Origin of the sequence: Myxococcus sp. AB025B (genome assembly GCF_006518215.1) — a bacterium.
Classification (GTDB): domain Bacteria; phylum Myxococcota; class Myxococcia; order Myxococcales; family Myxococcaceae; genus Myxococcus; species Myxococcus fulvus.
Genome location: NZ_SRLW01000271.1, coordinates 1 through 13530, shown reverse-complemented (window position 1 = coordinate 13530; position 13530 = coordinate 1). Strand labels below are relative to the sequence as shown.

Below are 13530 nucleotides of genomic sequence, written 5' to 3'. Positions count from 1 at the left end.
CTTGGGGGGGGCGGGGCATGGCGTTATACGTGGAGCGTATATCCGCTGTGCGGACCCCGCTACTACCGTGGACCGCCGCTCTGGGACACCTTCACCTCGACTCGCAGCAACCCAGGTGAACGTCATGTCCTTCATTCGCGCCGTACATGAACCCGCTGGAAGAGGCGCGCTGCCCTCGGACGAGGCCCGCGCGCCTCGCCTCGCCCTGGTGGGCCCCGGAGACTCGGGCTCGATGTCGAGGGGGCTGCGCCTGCTTTTGGCGGCGAGCGCCGGGTTCTCGGTGGCCTCGCTCTACTACAGCCAGCCGATGCTGGGGGTGATGGGCTCCTCCATCGGCGCCTCGGACACGGCGGTGGGACTCTTGCCCACGCTCACCCAGTTGGGCTACGCGCTGGGCATCCTGCTGCTGACGCCGCTGGGGGACCGCTTCGACCGGCGCCGCATCATCCTCATCAAGGTCGGCCTGCTCGCGGTGGCCCTGCTGCTCAGCGGCCTGGCGCCCGCCATCGGTCCGCTGCTGGTGGTGAGCTTCGTGGTGGGGCTCACGGCGACGGTGGCGCAGGACATCGTGCCCGCCGCGGCCACCCTGGCCCCCGAGAAGGAGCGCGGCGGCGTCGTCGGGACGGTGATGACGGGCCTGCTGCTCGGCATCCTGCTCTCGCGCGTCGTCAGCGGCGTGGTGGCCGAGCAGCTCGGCTGGCGCGCCATGTACGTGATGGCCGCGGGCAGCGTGGTGGTGATTGGCGCGGTGGTGTGGCGCGGGCTGCCGGCCTTCCGTCCGACGAGCACGCTCTCCTACGGTGCGCTGCTCGGCTCGCTCGTGAGCCTGTGGCGCAAGCACGGGGCGCTGCGCCGGGCCGCGCTGGCCCAGGGGCTGCTCTCGGTGGGCTTCAGCGCGTTCTGGTCCACGCTCGCGGTGATGCTGCATGGCGCGCCGTTCCACCTGGGCAGCGCGGCGGCGGGGGCCTTCGGCCTGGCGGGCGCGGCGGGGGCCCTGGGCGCGCCCATCGCCGGGCGCGTGTCGGACCGCTTCGATCCCGAGGTCGTCACGCGGCTGGGCGCGGGGCTGACGGCCGTGGCGTTCGCCGCGATGTTCGCTTCACCGTGGCTCCAGCCAGATGCTCGGCTGTGGTTGTTCGGCGCCAGCGCGATTGGCTTCGACCTGGGCGTGCAGATGACGCTGGTGGCGCATCAGACGATGGTGTTCGGCATCGACCCGGCCGCGCGCAGCCGGCTCAACGCGGTGCTGTTCGTCTGCGTGTTCATCGGCATGTCGCTGGGCGCGGTGAGCGGCAGCCTCGTGCTGGCCGGGTGGGGCTGGGGCGCGGTGACGTTGCTGGCGACGGTCTCCGCGCTGGCCGCCCTGGTGGTGCGCCTGTGGCCGGCGGCTCGCTGAGTTCCAGAAAGGCGCCCTCGGCTACCAGGTGCCGAGGGTGCCAATCACGTTGCCGGTCTTCGCGTCGAAGACATCCAGCCACATCCAGTGGGGCACGTAGAGCCGGTCCCCCTGCTTGCGAAAGCTGGTGACGAGCGAGCCGTCCTTGGAGCGGGGGATGGGCACGTCCCAGACGACGGCCCCCGTCCTCGCGTCCCGGCGGCGATGGCGCCGTGCCACAGGGGCTCCTTCGCGCCCTGCTCGAACACCGCCGCCATGGGGACGCGCGTCCCCGGGTTCCGGGCGCCCAGCACCACGTCGAGCCCATGCGCCGCGGAGATGTATTACCCGCGGAAGCCCGGGATGGACGGGGCCGTGAGGGCGAGCGAGCACGGCAGATGGGTCTTCCGGACCTGCTCGGCGACCAGGGTGAACGGCGCGTTGCACCGAGGGCAGCGTGGCGATGTGGGACGAGCGCGAGCCATCCCTTCTTCCTACCATTCCACCCCCCATGCGCCCACCCTGGCCACTTGGAAGGCGTCAGCGAGGCTCGGTAGCGTGAGGCCCATGCTCCCAGCCCATGCCCTCGTGTCCTCCGTCCTGGCGCTGTTCTCCTCGGAGGTCTTCTCGTTGCACGCGGACCGCTGTGTCGCGCCCGAGCCTGCCGCCGCCCTGCGCGTGGCCAGCTTCACGCCCTCGGATTGCTCCCTGGCGCAGACCGTGCCCGGGCCGCTGTGGCAGCCCACCACGGTGCGGCGCATCCCGGTGGTGGTGCACCTCATCTCGGATGCGGCGTGCGCGAACGGCAACATCTCTGACGCGCTGGTGCACAGCCAAATCACGGTCCTCAACGAGGACTTCCGCGCGCTGACGGGGACGCCGGGGGCCGCGGGCGTGGACAGCAAGCTGGAGTTCTTCCTCGCCACCGAGGACCCCGCGGGCAACCCGACGACGGGCATCCAGCGCTACTGCAACACGACCTGGCACCAGGACCAGGGCAGCTACTGGAACACCATTGCGTGGGACCCGACGCGCTACCTGAACCTCTACACGAACAGCGCGGGCGGCTCGCGCGGGTATGTGCCGTTCCTCCCCGCGGACCCCTCGGGCGCGGTGGGGCAGCCGCAGGACCGGGTGGTCATCAACTGGCGGGCCTTCGGCCGCGTGGGGCCCGTGGTGCCGTACCACCAGGGGAGGACCGTCACGCACGAGGTGGGCCACTACCTGGGCCTGTTCCACACGTACTACGAGGGCTGTGGCATCGCCACGGCGCCGGCTTGCTACACCACGGGCGACCGCATCTGTGACACGGCGCCCAACGTCACGTCCCACAAGGGCTGTCCGGTGGGACTCACCAGCTGCGGCGGTGCGCCCGTGCCCGTGCAGAACTACATGGAGCTGACGGATGACGCGTGCATGACGGGCTTCACCGCGGAGCAGGTGCAGCGCATGCGGTGCACCCTGGCCTCGTACCGCTCCACGCTGGCGCAGTAGGGCCGGAAGGGGGCCGTGGTATTCCGGCGAGCTCCAGTGGATCCGCGTCAGCGAGCATGGGGGCGGCGGGCTGTATTCGCCCCTGCTGCAGCTGGTCGTCGAGGGCGCGCGGGGGCGGCTCTTGACCTGAGCCCCCGGCGCCATCCGCCGACCTGGCTACTTCTTCAGCTCGACCACCGGCGCGAAGCCGCCGTAGATCATCCGCGCGCCGTCGAACGGCATCGGGTTCTTCTCCGGGCTCATGTCGGGGTCTTCCATCATCTTCGCCATGCCGGCGTCGCGCGTGGGCTTGTCGGGCCACTCCACCCAGGAGAAGACCACCGTCTCGTCGTCCTTGGCCTGCACGGCCCGGCGGAAGTCGGTGAGCTTGCCGCTCGGCACGTCGTCCCCCCAACACTCGAGCACGCGCAGGGCCCCGTACTTCATGAAGACGGGGTCGCCCTTGCGGGCGTGGTCGATGAACTTCTCCTTGTTCGCGGTCGGCACGGCGATGACGAAACCATCGATGTAGGACATGGGAACTCCTCCAGGTGCGAGAGGGTGCCGAAAAGGCGCCTTCAAATGGGCGACGAATATCCGCTGGGAAGATCGACACGGCCCCCAATCACGTCCAGCCCGGAATTTTCCTCGGCAGGGGCTCTGCGGGCTTTGACGTGTCCGCGCCGTCCATGACGTGTCAGCGCCCTGCGTCGTCCGCCCGCGGCGGCTGAAGCCTGACACGTCAATGCCTGCCCCGCTGCGCCGCAAGTCCTTGAAGACAGACGAAAGGCAGACGCGAAGTTGGTGGTGCAGGGATTGCACGGGAATTTCCTGAAATAGGGCGCGGCGCCCCATCCCCTGAGAGGCAGACATGTCGCGAGTGAATCCACCCCCGATGGACCCGGGAATGGACGACGGGCTCCAGCTCGACGTCGCCATCATCGGTGCGGGCGTCTCCGGGCTCTACACGGGCTGGCGGCTGCTCGTCGGCGACCTCGCGGAGGGCGGCACGCGCCCATCCTCGGTGCACGTCTTCGAATTGAGCGAGCGATTGGGCGGCCGCATCGAGTCTGTCTTCCTGCCCGGCGTCTCCCTGGCGGCGGAGATTGGCGGCATGCGCTATCTGCAATCGCATGTCATCGTCAACTCGCTCATCTCGGACGTCTTCTCCCAGGAGCTGACGCCCCAGGACTTCCCACTGGGGGACGACAAGAACCACTACCGCTACCTGCGCGGCCAGCGCTTCAAGGCCGACGAGTGGGCGAACGCCCAGGCGGACCGCCGCACGTTCAAGACGCGCTACTTCCTGCCCGACGACGTGGTGGGCTTCGACTCGGACCAGCTCTTCAACAAGGTCATCTACGACGTCCTCATGGCGGACCCCTGGTTCCAGGAGCGCTACGCGAACCAGGTGAAGTTCACCGCGCCCTACGACTACACCTTCGAGCTCACCGCCCGGGACTGGGACGACATCAAGCCCAATCTGACCTACCGCAAGCCGGGGCCCTACCAGGGCAAGAAGGTCAATGACCTGGGCTTCTGGAACCTCCTCAAGGACCAGGTGGGCCAGGAGGCCTACGAGTTCCTGGCCGTGGCCGGCGGCTACTACTCCAACACCATCAACTGGAACGCCGCGGAGGCCTTCCCGTACCTCGTGGGCGACTTCTCCCTGGCGAGCGTGGAATACCAGACGCTGAAGGGCGGCTATGACCAGCTGGGCAACACGCTCGCCCAGCGCTTCGTCGCCCAGGACCCGAGCGGCAAGCGCGCCCACCTCTGGGGACAGAACGGCCTGACGGCGCTCACCGCCGCGCCGGAGGACAGCCCGTACCGGTATGTCCTCACCCTGAACAACGTCCAGAGCGGCAAGTCGTGGACGGTGTATGCCAAGGCCGTGGTGCTCGCGATGCCCCGCCGCGCACTGGAGCTGATCGGCGCGGACCGGTTCTTCACCAAGCCCCAGGTGAGCGCACAGGTGCGAAAGAACCTGGACGCGGTCATCTCCGAGCCGTCCTTCAAGCTGCTGATGGGCTTCGAGTCCCCCTGGTGGAACCAGGAGTTCCAGGCCGTGGCGGGCGAGTCGATCACCGACCTGCCCATGCGGCAGTGCTACTACTTCGGCACCGACCCGGCGAACAGCCACTCCATCCTGCTCGCCAGCTACAACGACATGCGGACCACGCCCTTCTGGTCCGCGCTGATGGACTCGCCCCACCAGCAGCTCGAGCGCTTCAAGCCCCGGCCCACGGCCCTGGCCTCACGCGAGGCGCTGGCCCAGGTGGAGGACCTGCAGGCCCCGGCGGTGATGGTGGCGGAGGCCGTGAGCCAGCTCCAGGAGCTGCACGGGCCGGCGAACCCCGTCCCCCAGCCGTACGTCTCCTACTTCCGCAACTGGACGGATGACCCCTATGGCGGTGGCTATCACGCGTGGCGCGCCGGGGTGAGCGTGCGGGACGTGATGCCCTTCATGCGCCGGCCGGACCCGGACGAGCACCTCCACATCTGCGGCGAGGCGTACTCGGACCAGCAGGGCTGGGTGGAGGGCGCCTTCTGCGAGGCGGAGAAGATGCTCCAGGCGCACTTCGGGCTCGCGTGGCCCACCTGGTTGGACAGCCAGTACTACCTCGGCTGGTAACGACAGACACCCTCCTTCGAAACGAAAGCAGACGAAGACATGGACTCCTATGACGTGGTCGTCGTGGGCGCGGGCGCCATCGGTCTGTCCGCGGCCTGGTGGTGCTCGAAGGCCGGCAAGAAGGTCCTGCTGTTGGACCAGTTCGACTTCGACAACGACTTCTTCTCCTCGAAGGGCGAGTCGCGCTTCTTCCGGGTGATGTACTCGGACCCGCACCTGTCCCTGCTCGCGCAGTCCGCCTATCCGCTCTGGCGGGAGCTGGAGTCGGACAGCGGTCTGAACGGCATCCTCAACGACACCTCGCTCCTGTTCTTCGGCCCGCCCAGCGGCGTGGACACGCCCGAGGGGGACTTGAAGGACTCCGAGGCCGTCCTGGAGGAGCAGGGCCTGCCCTTCCAGCGCCTCACCGCGGCGGACTTCCCGGAGCGCTTCCCCGTGCTCCAGGGCCTGAGCGACGACGTGGTGGGCCTGGTGCAGCCCCAGGCGGGCGTCATCGCGGCGGACCGGGCGCTGCGCGCGCTCGCCGACCAGTGCCGCAAGCGGGGCGTGGACATGATTCCCCGCCGGACGGTCAGCCGCATCCAGGACGCGCCCGGCCGGGTCACCGTCACCACCGCGCAGGGGACGTACACCGGCAAGAAGCTCATCCTGGTGCCGTCCGCGTGGACCAACGGCGTGCTCGACAGCCTGAACATCCAGCTCGCGCTCGAAATCTGGAGCATGACGTATGCCTATTTCGAGGTGTCCCCGTCCCAGTACACGTATCCGCTCTGGTTCTACTTCGGCGCGCCGAAGTTCCCCGGGGACGACACGACGACCTACTACGGGCTGCCGCCGCTGTTGACGCCCGGCCGCATCAAGGTCGGCACTGACTTCACCTTCCTGAAGTCCCCGCTGCCGCCCACCTCGCCGCCCCAGGCGGACCCGCGCATGGTGGACCTGCTCAACACCTTCATGCGCGAGCACTTCCGGGGGCTGCAGTCCCTGGCGGTGGACCCGGTGGGCTGCCTTTACACGATGACGCCCGACTTGAACTTCGTGCTGGATGTCCTCCCCGGGCACCCGGACGTGCTGCTGTTCACGGGTGATACGGGGCAGGCGTTCAAGTTCGCGCCGCTGCTCGGGCGAATCCTGTCCGAGCTCGCGCTCACGGGCGTCACCCGCACCAACATCCAGCCCTTCTCCATCCAGCGGCCCGGAATCCTCCGGCCCCGCTGAGCACTCCACCCCGAAAGCACCTGAGAGGTCGTCATGGCAGATACCGAGAACACCGCCAATGTCTTGATTGTCGTGGACGCGGAGAACCTCTACCTGGACTACCAGGGGAAGTTCAGCACGGACTCCAACCACCCCGTGGACCTGGGGGAGCCCACCCCGTACGTCTACATGTTCATCCGCTACGACGAGATGCTGTCGGGTCAGGCCACGGATGACCTGAACATCGTCGTCAACACCAACAACAACATCCGGTGGCGAATCACCTCGCTGACGGGCAACACGCGCTTCAGCGTCGCGCTCAACGGGTGTGACATCCTCCGGGGAGAGGGCTGCATCACGCCGCCCTTCCTCATCGAGCCCACGGTGACGGTGCCCCTGCCGTCGGTGCACGGCAACCAGGTCACGGTGGACTCGAAGCAGACGTACCAGGATGCCTACTTCCAGGCGACGGCGGTGAACCCGACGACCACGCCCGTGGTCTACACCTTCACGTTCGCCCTGGCGAACAACGACGGGAACATCCTGAGCTACTTCTCCTGGGACCCGAAGATCACCATCACCGCCTGACGCGTGTCCGCGCCGGTGGATGTCTGGATTTGTCTCGACTCGAATCGCAAGGAACAGGTGCGTCATGGCTCAGGATGATGGCTTCATCGATGTTCTCACCGTGGTGGATGTGGACAAGGTGCTCAAGGAGTATGGCCCCAACGGGTCGGCGGACGAGCCGGGAGTCCCCATCGCGGACTGTGTGTACATGCTGGTGCGCAAGGACGACGCGGTGGGCATGGAGGCCATCTCCGAGCTGACCGTCGCGGCCAAGACGAGCGACACGCTGCGCTGGCGGATGGCCTCGCTGACGCTCAACACCGGCTACTCGGCGGTGCTCTACAAGATGCGCGTCTCCGGCAATGCCCAGTGCATCTCTCCGCCCCAGCCCCTGGTGTCCCACATCAAGGTGCCGGTCCCCGAGGTCGCCGGGGGGCAGGTGGATGGCTACAACACCCAGCCCTATGTGGACTTCTATTTCCAGTCCACCGCGCTGCAGCCCACCGCCGCGCTGACGGACCAGAAGGTGACCTACCAGCTCTATGTCCAGGTGACGGACAACCAGGGCAACAAGGTGGGGACCTACTCGTGGGACCCGTACATCACCATCACCACCTGAGCCACGCCGCTCGACACACAGGAGATTCGTCATGAGTGACAAGATTCCCCCGCGCGTCACGGCCGCGCTCCCGGGCAGTGGCTGTCCATTCCACCGGGGCACCGGGGCGGCCATGTTGTCCAAGGCGCCGTCCGGCAACCTGGTGCGCCCCCACGGCGTCGTGGGCACCGCCGTGTCCAGCAAGTCCGCGCAGTCCCTCACCGGGGACAACGGCCCGGTCGTCTCCGACTTCTTCCGCATGTTCCCGGACCTGCGTCCCTCCGTCTTCAACGTGGAGGACCTCCGCGCCCTCACGCTGCCGGGCGGGCCCATGGACGATGACCGGCTGGGCCCGGGCGTGCCGCAGGACAACCCCACCATCCCCGCGGGCTACACGTTCCTGGGCCAGTTCCTGGACCATGACCTGACGTTCGACGTGTTCTCGGACATCAACAGCCGGGGCACCCAGCCCAACCAGACGCGCGACGCCATCACCCCGACGCTGGACCTGGGCAACATCTACGGCCGGGGGCCGGTGCAGGACGCCTTCCTGTTCGACGCGAAGGACGGCGCCACGCTGCTGTTCGGGCGGCAGGACAACCCGGACGGGGACGTGCTGCGCAACGTCCAGGGCACGGCCATCATCGGAGACCCGCGCAACGACGACAACATGTTCGTCAATCAGCTGCACCTGGCCTTCATCAAGTTCCACAACCAGGTGGTCAAGGACCTGTCGGGCTCGTTCTCCGGAGGCGCGCTCTTCGCCGAGGCCTCCCAGCGGGTGCGCTGGCACTACCAATGGATTGTCTACCATGACTTCGTGCGCCGCTTCGTCGGCGACGAGCTCTACGGCAAGCTGGTGAACCAGGGGCCGCAGTACTTCCCGCCCAACCTCCAGCAGATTCCCATCGAGTTCTCCGCCGCCGCCTACCGCATGGGGCACGCGACGATTCGGGAGACGTACACCGTCAACTCGAGCTACTCGAACGTGCAGATCTTCGACCTGCACCAGCCCGGGACGTTCCTCAGTCCGGAGAAGCGCGTGGACTGGAGGAACTTCTTCAACCTGGGCTCCGGCGTCACCCCGCAGGGGGCGAAGCTGTTCGACACGTACCTGGCCTCGGAGCTGTTGAACCTGCCGGAGGCCCTCATCCCGGGCTTCGACCATCCGCAGTACCAGGGCAAGCCGGACCCGCTGTACCTGTCGCTCGCGGGGCGCAACCTGCTGCGCCAGAACGAGTTCACCCTGCCGGCCGGCCAGACGGTCGCCGAGGCGCTGGGGACGACCCGCTACGCCAACTCGCAGCTCGGCCTGCCGCAGGGGTGGGGGAGCACGGTGGCGCCGCTCTGGTACTACATCCTCAAGGAGGCGAACCTCGCCAACCAGGGGCGCTTCCTCGGACCGGTGGGCGGACGCATCGTCGGGGAGACGTTCTTCAGCGTCCTGCTCAACGACCCCACGTCCTTTCTCCAGAACAAGGGCTGGAAGCCCACCTACGGCTCGGGCGGGGACTTCACCATCGCGGACCTGCTGCGCATCGCGGACGCGTACAAGAAGTCCTGAGCCGCGCACGTCCATTAGGGGCCGCAGGGGAGCTCGTGTCCGTCCCCTGCGGCCCGGAGTGTCCCCGGAGTCACACGGGACGTGTGTCGATTTGTAGATGCAATCAAGTTGCGATATTGCGGGTGGCTCCGTTATGGGAGTCTCCATGCTTGAAGCGAGGAACCTGTCCAAGCGCTACGGCGCGCACCCGGCGCTCGAGGGGCTGGACCTGTCCATCCAGGCGGGTGAGGTGTTCTGCCTGCTGGGGGCGAACGGCGCGGGCAAGACGACGACGCTGAACCTCTTCCTGGGCTTCATCGAGCCCACGGGCGGGGAGGCGCGCGTCGCGGGGCTGGAGGTGCGTCACCACGAGGCCCAGGTGCGCGGGCTGCTCGCCTACGTGCCGGAGCTGGTGATGCTCTACCCCCGGCTGACGGGGCGGGAGAACCTGTCCTACTTCAACACGCTGGCGGGGCGGCCGGCGCTGTCCACGCTGGAGTCCACGGACTGGCTCGCCCGCGCGGGGCTGCAGCCGGGGGCGATGGACGTGCCCGTGGGGCGCTATTCCAAGGGCATGCGGCAGAAGGTGGGCATCGCCATCGCGCTGGCCAAGGGTGCGAAGGCGTTGCTCCTGGACGAGCCGACGTCGGGCCTGGACCCGCTGGCCTCCAACGAGCTGTCGGAGCTGCTCCTGCGCCTGAGCGGCGAGGGAATGGCGGTGCTGATGGCGACGCATGACCTGTTCCGCGCGAAGGAGTCCGGCACGCGCGTGGGCATCATGAAGTCAGGCCGGCTGGTGGAGACGCGCGCCACGCGGGAATTGGGGCACGCGGAGCTGGAGCAGCTGTACCTGACGCACATGCGGGGCTGAGGACGCACGAATGATTCGGGCCATCGCACGCAAGGAATGGGTGGAGCTGTCGCGGGACGGGCGCTTCCGGACCGCGGGGATGTTGGTGGGGTTGCTGGCCGTGGTGGGGCTGGCCATGGGCGCGGTGCACGTGCGCGAGTCGCGTGCCGAGCGCGAGGCGGGCGCGCGGCTGACGCGTCAGCACTGGCTGGAGCAGGGGGAGAAGAACCCCCACTCGGCGGCGCACTACGGCGTCTGGGCCTTCAAGCCCGAGTCCGTCCTGGCCGCGTTCGACCGGGGCGTGGAGCCGTACCTGGGCGTGGCCGTCTACCTGGAGGCGCACAAGCGCAACCTCACCCAGCACCGCCCCGCGACGGACGCCACCGCGGTGGCCCGCTTCGGAGAGCTCACCGGCGCCGGAGTCCTCCAGCTCCTCCTGCCGCTGCTCATCATCCTGTTGACCTACTCCGCCTTCACGGCCGAGCGGGAGCAGGGCACCCTCCGCCTGCTGTTGAGCACCGGCGTGCGGCGTCACCAGCTCGTGCTGGGCAAGGCGCTGGGCGTGGGGCTGGCGCTGGCGGCGCTGCTGGTGCCGCTCGTCGTCGTGGGCCTGGGCCTGGTGGTGGGGCTGGGCGGCGGCCTGGATGCCTCGTGGGGAGACCTGCTGGGGCGCCTGTTGGTGCTGTCGCTGGGGTATGGGCTGTACTTGGCGGGCTTCGTGTTCCTGGGGCTGGCAGTGAGCGCGTGGGCGCGCACGTCGCGCGGCGCGCTGGTGGTGCTGCTGGCGGTGTGGATGCTCAACGCGCTGCTGGTGCCCCGGCTCGCGGCGGACGCGGCCCGGACGTGGGCGCCGGTGCCAACGGCGCAGGACTTCGCGCGCAGGCTCGCGGAGGACTACGAGAAGGGGTTGAGTGGACATGACTCGGCGGACGCGCGGCAGGTGGCGTTGGAGCGCGAGACGCTGGCGCGCTACGGGGTGGACTCGGTGGAGGCGCTCCCAGTGAACTTCCGGGGCATCGCGCTCCAGGCGGGCGAGGAGTACAGCAGCAAGGTGGCGGCGGTGCGCTTCGGGGAGCTGCGGGAGCGCTATGCGTCCCAGGAGCGGCTGCACCGCGCCTTCGCGCCGCTGTCGCCCATGCTCGCGCTCCGGCAGGTGTCGGCGTCGCTCGCGCGCACGGACCTGTCCGCGCACCTGCGCTTCACCGAGCAGGCGGAGGACTACCGGCAGGTGCTGGTGAAGCGGATGAACGATGACGTCGCGTTCCGCTCGAAGCACGGCGACGCCAACTACAAGGCGGATGCGTCCTTGTGGCGGCAGGTGCCGGAGCTGCGCCTGGAGGCGGTGCGGCTGACGGACGCGCTCGCGTCCCAGGTTCCGGGGCTGTTGTTGCTCGGGCTCTGGTTGTCGTGGACCACGGCGTTCGCCCTGCGCGCCGGCGCACGCCTGAGCGCGCTGTGAGGCACGAGCCCATGAACATGTCCCTGCTCCGACACGAGTGGTTCCTGCTTCGCAAGGACCGGATGCTCCTCTTCGCCGCCGCGCTCCTGCTCGGGCTGATGGCGTTGGGGCTCTACAACGGCTGGCGCTTCACCCAGGACCTGCGCGCGCATCAACAGGCGCTGCTCGCACAGGAGGCCCAGCGACGCGACCAGCTCGCGGCCCAGGCCGAGGCGCTGCGTCAGGGGCAGGGGACCGCGCCCCCCGCCTGGAAGAGCCCCACGATGCCGGTGCCGGTGGGCAACTTCCTCGTCCAGCCCGAGGCGCTCCTGCCTCCGGGGCCGCTGAGCGTCTTCACGGTGGGCCAGATGGACCTGCTGCCGTCGTCCTACCAGGTGTCACTGCAGGGCCGCCTCACGGACTTCGCGCGCGAGACGCTGGAGCACCCGGCGCACCTGGCCACCGGGACGCTGGATGTGTCGTTCGTGCTGCTCTACCTGCTGCCCTTGTTCGCGCTCGCGTTCTCGTTCGACCTGGTGTCGCGGGAGCGCGAGGACGGCACGCTCCGGTTGGTGCTGGTGCAGGCCACGGGGCTTCGGGGCTGGGCGCTGCGCAGGCTCGCCGTTCGCGCGGCGGTGCTCCTGGGCCTGTGCGTGCTCGCGGGGCTCGCGGGGCATGGGCTGACGGGAGGCGGTGGCGGGCTGCCGAGGCTCCTGGGGTGGCTGGCGTTGGTGGTGGGCTATGGGGCGTTCTGGTTCTGTCTGGCGCTGGCGGTGAACGCGCGTGCCTTGAGCTCCGCCACCAATGCGCTGGTGCTGGTGGGGGTGTGGTTGTTGCTCGTGGTGGTGGTGCCCGCCGCGGCGCAGCTCGGCGTGAGCGCGCTGTACCCGGTGCCCTCGCGCGTGGCGTTGGTGGGGGCGACCCGCGACGCCTCGCTGGATGCACAGCGGCGCGGCAGCGAGGTGCTGTCCGCCTACTTCGAGGACCATCCGGAGCTGGCGCCGAAGGGGACCCGGACGGAGGGCTACTGGCCCACCGCGCTGGCGGTGCAGGACGAGGCGGCCCGGGCCACCGCCCCCGTGGTCGCGGCCTTCCAGTCGCAGCTGGACGCGCAGCAGTCCGCGCTGGAGCTGCTGCGCTTCGTGTCCCCCGCGCTGGCCTTCCAGCAGGCGCTCCAGGACGTGGCGGGGACCGGTGGAGCACGGCACGCGCACTTCCTGCGGCAGGTGGACCGCTTCCACGCCTCGTGGCGCGAGGCCCTGCTGCCGCGAGTCTTCGCGGGCGACACGCTGGGCGCGGCGGACCATGCGCGACTGCCGCGCTTCGCTTATGTCGAGCAGCCCGGTGCCGACGTCGTCCCGCGGGTGGCCCTGGGGGTCCTCGCGCTGGCGTGGCCCACGTTGCTGGCCCTGGGGTTGGGGCTGCTGTGGCTGGGCCGTCCCCGGTTGTCGTGAGCGGAGGACCGCTTCAGCGTCGCGCCTTGTGCTGGCCCGCGTTGGTGGCGTCCGCGCGCAGGCACATCACCGAGTACAGGTTCATCGTGTAGAGGTTGTTCTCCGGCGCCAGGTCGGAGGCCTTCTGGAACAGGGCCGTGGCGCGCTCGTAGTCCCGGTGATGGTTCAGCAGAATCATCCCCAGGCGGTTGTAGAGCGGCGCGGGGTGGGGGAGCAGGCCGATGCCTCGCTCCAGCAGCTCGATGGCCTCCGCCCACCGTCCCGCCTGCTCCAGCCGGATGACGCGCTGGAGGACATCCTCGTTGGCGTCCTCCACGAAGGGCTTGGGCACCGCGCGCCCGGCCTGCGCCACCGGGGGAACGGGCGGAGGCGTCGGCTCCTGTCTCTTATACACAGCTCC

The 13530-nt window shown here is 69.0% G+C and carries 12 protein-coding genes and 1 pseudogene; 10 read left to right on the top strand and 3 right to left on the bottom strand.

Annotation, left to right across the window (positions count from 1 at the left end; all coding sequences use genetic code 11):
• Nucleotides 1–124: 124 nt before the first annotated feature.
• Entirely contained in the window at nucleotides 125–1396 is a 1272-nt protein-coding gene (locus FL311_RS33185) for an MFS transporter (protein ID WP_141331581.1), read from the top strand.
• Nucleotides 1397–1417: 21 nt separating this feature from the next.
• Here FL311_RS33185 and FL311_RS33180 read toward each other — a convergent pair whose 3' ends face one another.
• Nucleotides 1418–1615, bottom strand: coding sequence for a hypothetical protein (locus FL311_RS33180; protein ID WP_141331579.1), 198 nt, complete (start codon nucleotides 1613–1615; stop codon nucleotides 1418–1420).
• 327 nt (nucleotides 1616–1942) lie between these two features.
• Between FL311_RS33180 and FL311_RS33175 the strand changes: the two genes are divergently transcribed.
• Complete coding sequence (locus FL311_RS33175; protein ID WP_141331577.1) at nucleotides 1943–2869, top strand: zinc metalloprotease; 927 nt, start codon at nucleotides 1943–1945, stop codon at nucleotides 2867–2869.
• Between the two features lie 156 nt (nucleotides 2870–3025).
• On the opposite strand, the gene FL311_RS33170 is transcribed toward FL311_RS33175, so the two are convergent.
• Nucleotides 3026–3385, bottom strand: a complete 360-nt coding sequence (locus tag FL311_RS33170) for a DUF1428 domain-containing protein (protein WP_141331576.1) — start codon at nucleotides 3383–3385, stop codon at nucleotides 3026–3028.
• Between the two features lie 334 nt (nucleotides 3386–3719).
• On the opposite strand from FL311_RS33170, the gene FL311_RS33165 reads away from it, so the two are divergent.
• From FL311_RS33165 to FL311_RS33130, 8 genes are all read left to right on the top strand, one after another.
• On the top strand, nucleotides 3720–5483 hold the full coding sequence (locus FL311_RS33165) for an FAD-dependent oxidoreductase (RefSeq protein WP_141331574.1): 1764 nt from the start codon (nucleotides 3720–3722) through the stop codon (nucleotides 5481–5483).
• 39 nt (nucleotides 5484–5522) lie between these two features.
• The gene (locus tag FL311_RS33160) at nucleotides 5523–6701 is read left to right on the top strand and encodes an FAD-dependent oxidoreductase (RefSeq protein ID WP_141331572.1); all 1179 of its coding nucleotides are present in this window, start codon (nucleotides 5523–5525) and stop codon (nucleotides 6699–6701) included.
• Between the two features lie 33 nt (nucleotides 6702–6734).
• Entirely contained in the window at nucleotides 6735–7268 is a 534-nt protein-coding gene (locus FL311_RS33155) for an AidA/PixA family protein (protein WP_141331570.1), read from the top strand.
• Between the two features lie 64 nt (nucleotides 7269–7332).
• On the top strand, nucleotides 7333–7866 hold the full coding sequence (locus FL311_RS33150) for an AidA/PixA family protein (protein WP_194869458.1): 534 nt from the start codon (nucleotides 7333–7335) through the stop codon (nucleotides 7864–7866).
• A 31-nt stretch (nucleotides 7867–7897) separates the two neighbouring features.
• Entirely contained in the window at nucleotides 7898–9409 is a 1512-nt protein-coding gene (locus FL311_RS33145) for a peroxidase family protein (protein WP_141331567.1), read from the top strand.
• 145 nt (nucleotides 9410–9554) lie between these two features.
• Nucleotides 9555–10259 carry an ABC transporter ATP-binding protein gene (locus FL311_RS33140; protein WP_141331566.1) on the top strand — a complete coding sequence of 235 codons (705 nt, stop codon included), beginning with the start codon at nucleotides 9555–9557 and terminating at the stop codon, nucleotides 10257–10259.
• Between the two features lie 10 nt (nucleotides 10260–10269).
• Nucleotides 10270–11697, top strand: coding sequence for a DUF3526 domain-containing protein (locus tag FL311_RS33135; protein ID WP_141331564.1), 1428 nt, complete (start codon nucleotides 10270–10272; stop codon nucleotides 11695–11697).
• 17 nt (nucleotides 11698–11714) lie between these two features.
• Complete coding sequence (locus tag FL311_RS33130) at nucleotides 11715–13130, top strand: DUF3526 domain-containing protein (protein ID WP_194869457.1); 1416 nt, start codon at nucleotides 11715–11717, stop codon at nucleotides 13128–13130.
• A 13-nt stretch (nucleotides 13131–13143) separates the two neighbouring features.
• On the opposite strand, the pseudogene FL311_RS33125 reads toward FL311_RS33130, so the two are convergent.
• A pseudogene (locus FL311_RS33125) lies at nucleotides 13144–13530 on the bottom strand (hypothetical protein); the annotation flags it as partial.

Bases quoted from the DNA above. Each gene is read 5' to 3' on its own strand.
- FL311_RS33175 (WP_141331577.1), top strand. From the start codon at position 1,943: ATGCTCCCAGCCCATGCCCTCGTGTCCTCCGTCCTGGCGCTGTTCTCC.
- FL311_RS33185 (WP_141331581.1), top strand. From the start codon at position 125: ATGTCCTTCATTCGCGCCGTACATGAACCCGCTGGAAGAGGCGCGCTG.
- FL311_RS33150 (WP_194869458.1), top strand. From the start codon at position 7,333: ATGGCTCAGGATGATGGCTTCATCGATGTTCTCACCGTGGTGGATGTG.
- FL311_RS33155 (WP_141331570.1), top strand. From the start codon at position 6,735: ATGGCAGATACCGAGAACACCGCCAATGTCTTGATTGTCGTGGACGCG.
- FL311_RS33135 (WP_141331564.1), top strand. From the start codon at position 10,270: ATGATTCGGGCCATCGCACGCAAGGAATGGGTGGAGCTGTCGCGGGAC.
- FL311_RS33165 (WP_141331574.1), top strand. From the start codon at position 3,720: ATGTCGCGAGTGAATCCACCCCCGATGGACCCGGGAATGGACGACGGG.
- FL311_RS33145 (WP_141331567.1), top strand. From the start codon at position 7,898: ATGAGTGACAAGATTCCCCCGCGCGTCACGGCCGCGCTCCCGGGCAGT.
- FL311_RS33140 (WP_141331566.1), top strand. From the start codon at position 9,555: ATGCTTGAAGCGAGGAACCTGTCCAAGCGCTACGGCGCGCACCCGGCG.
- FL311_RS33160 (WP_141331572.1), top strand. From the start codon at position 5,523: ATGGACTCCTATGACGTGGTCGTCGTGGGCGCGGGCGCCATCGGTCTG.
- FL311_RS33130 (WP_194869457.1), top strand. From the start codon at position 11,715: ATGTCCCTGCTCCGACACGAGTGGTTCCTGCTTCGCAAGGACCGGATG.
- FL311_RS33170 (WP_141331576.1), bottom strand. From the start codon at position 3,385: ATGTCCTACATCGATGGTTTCGTCATCGCCGTGCCGACCGCGAACAAG.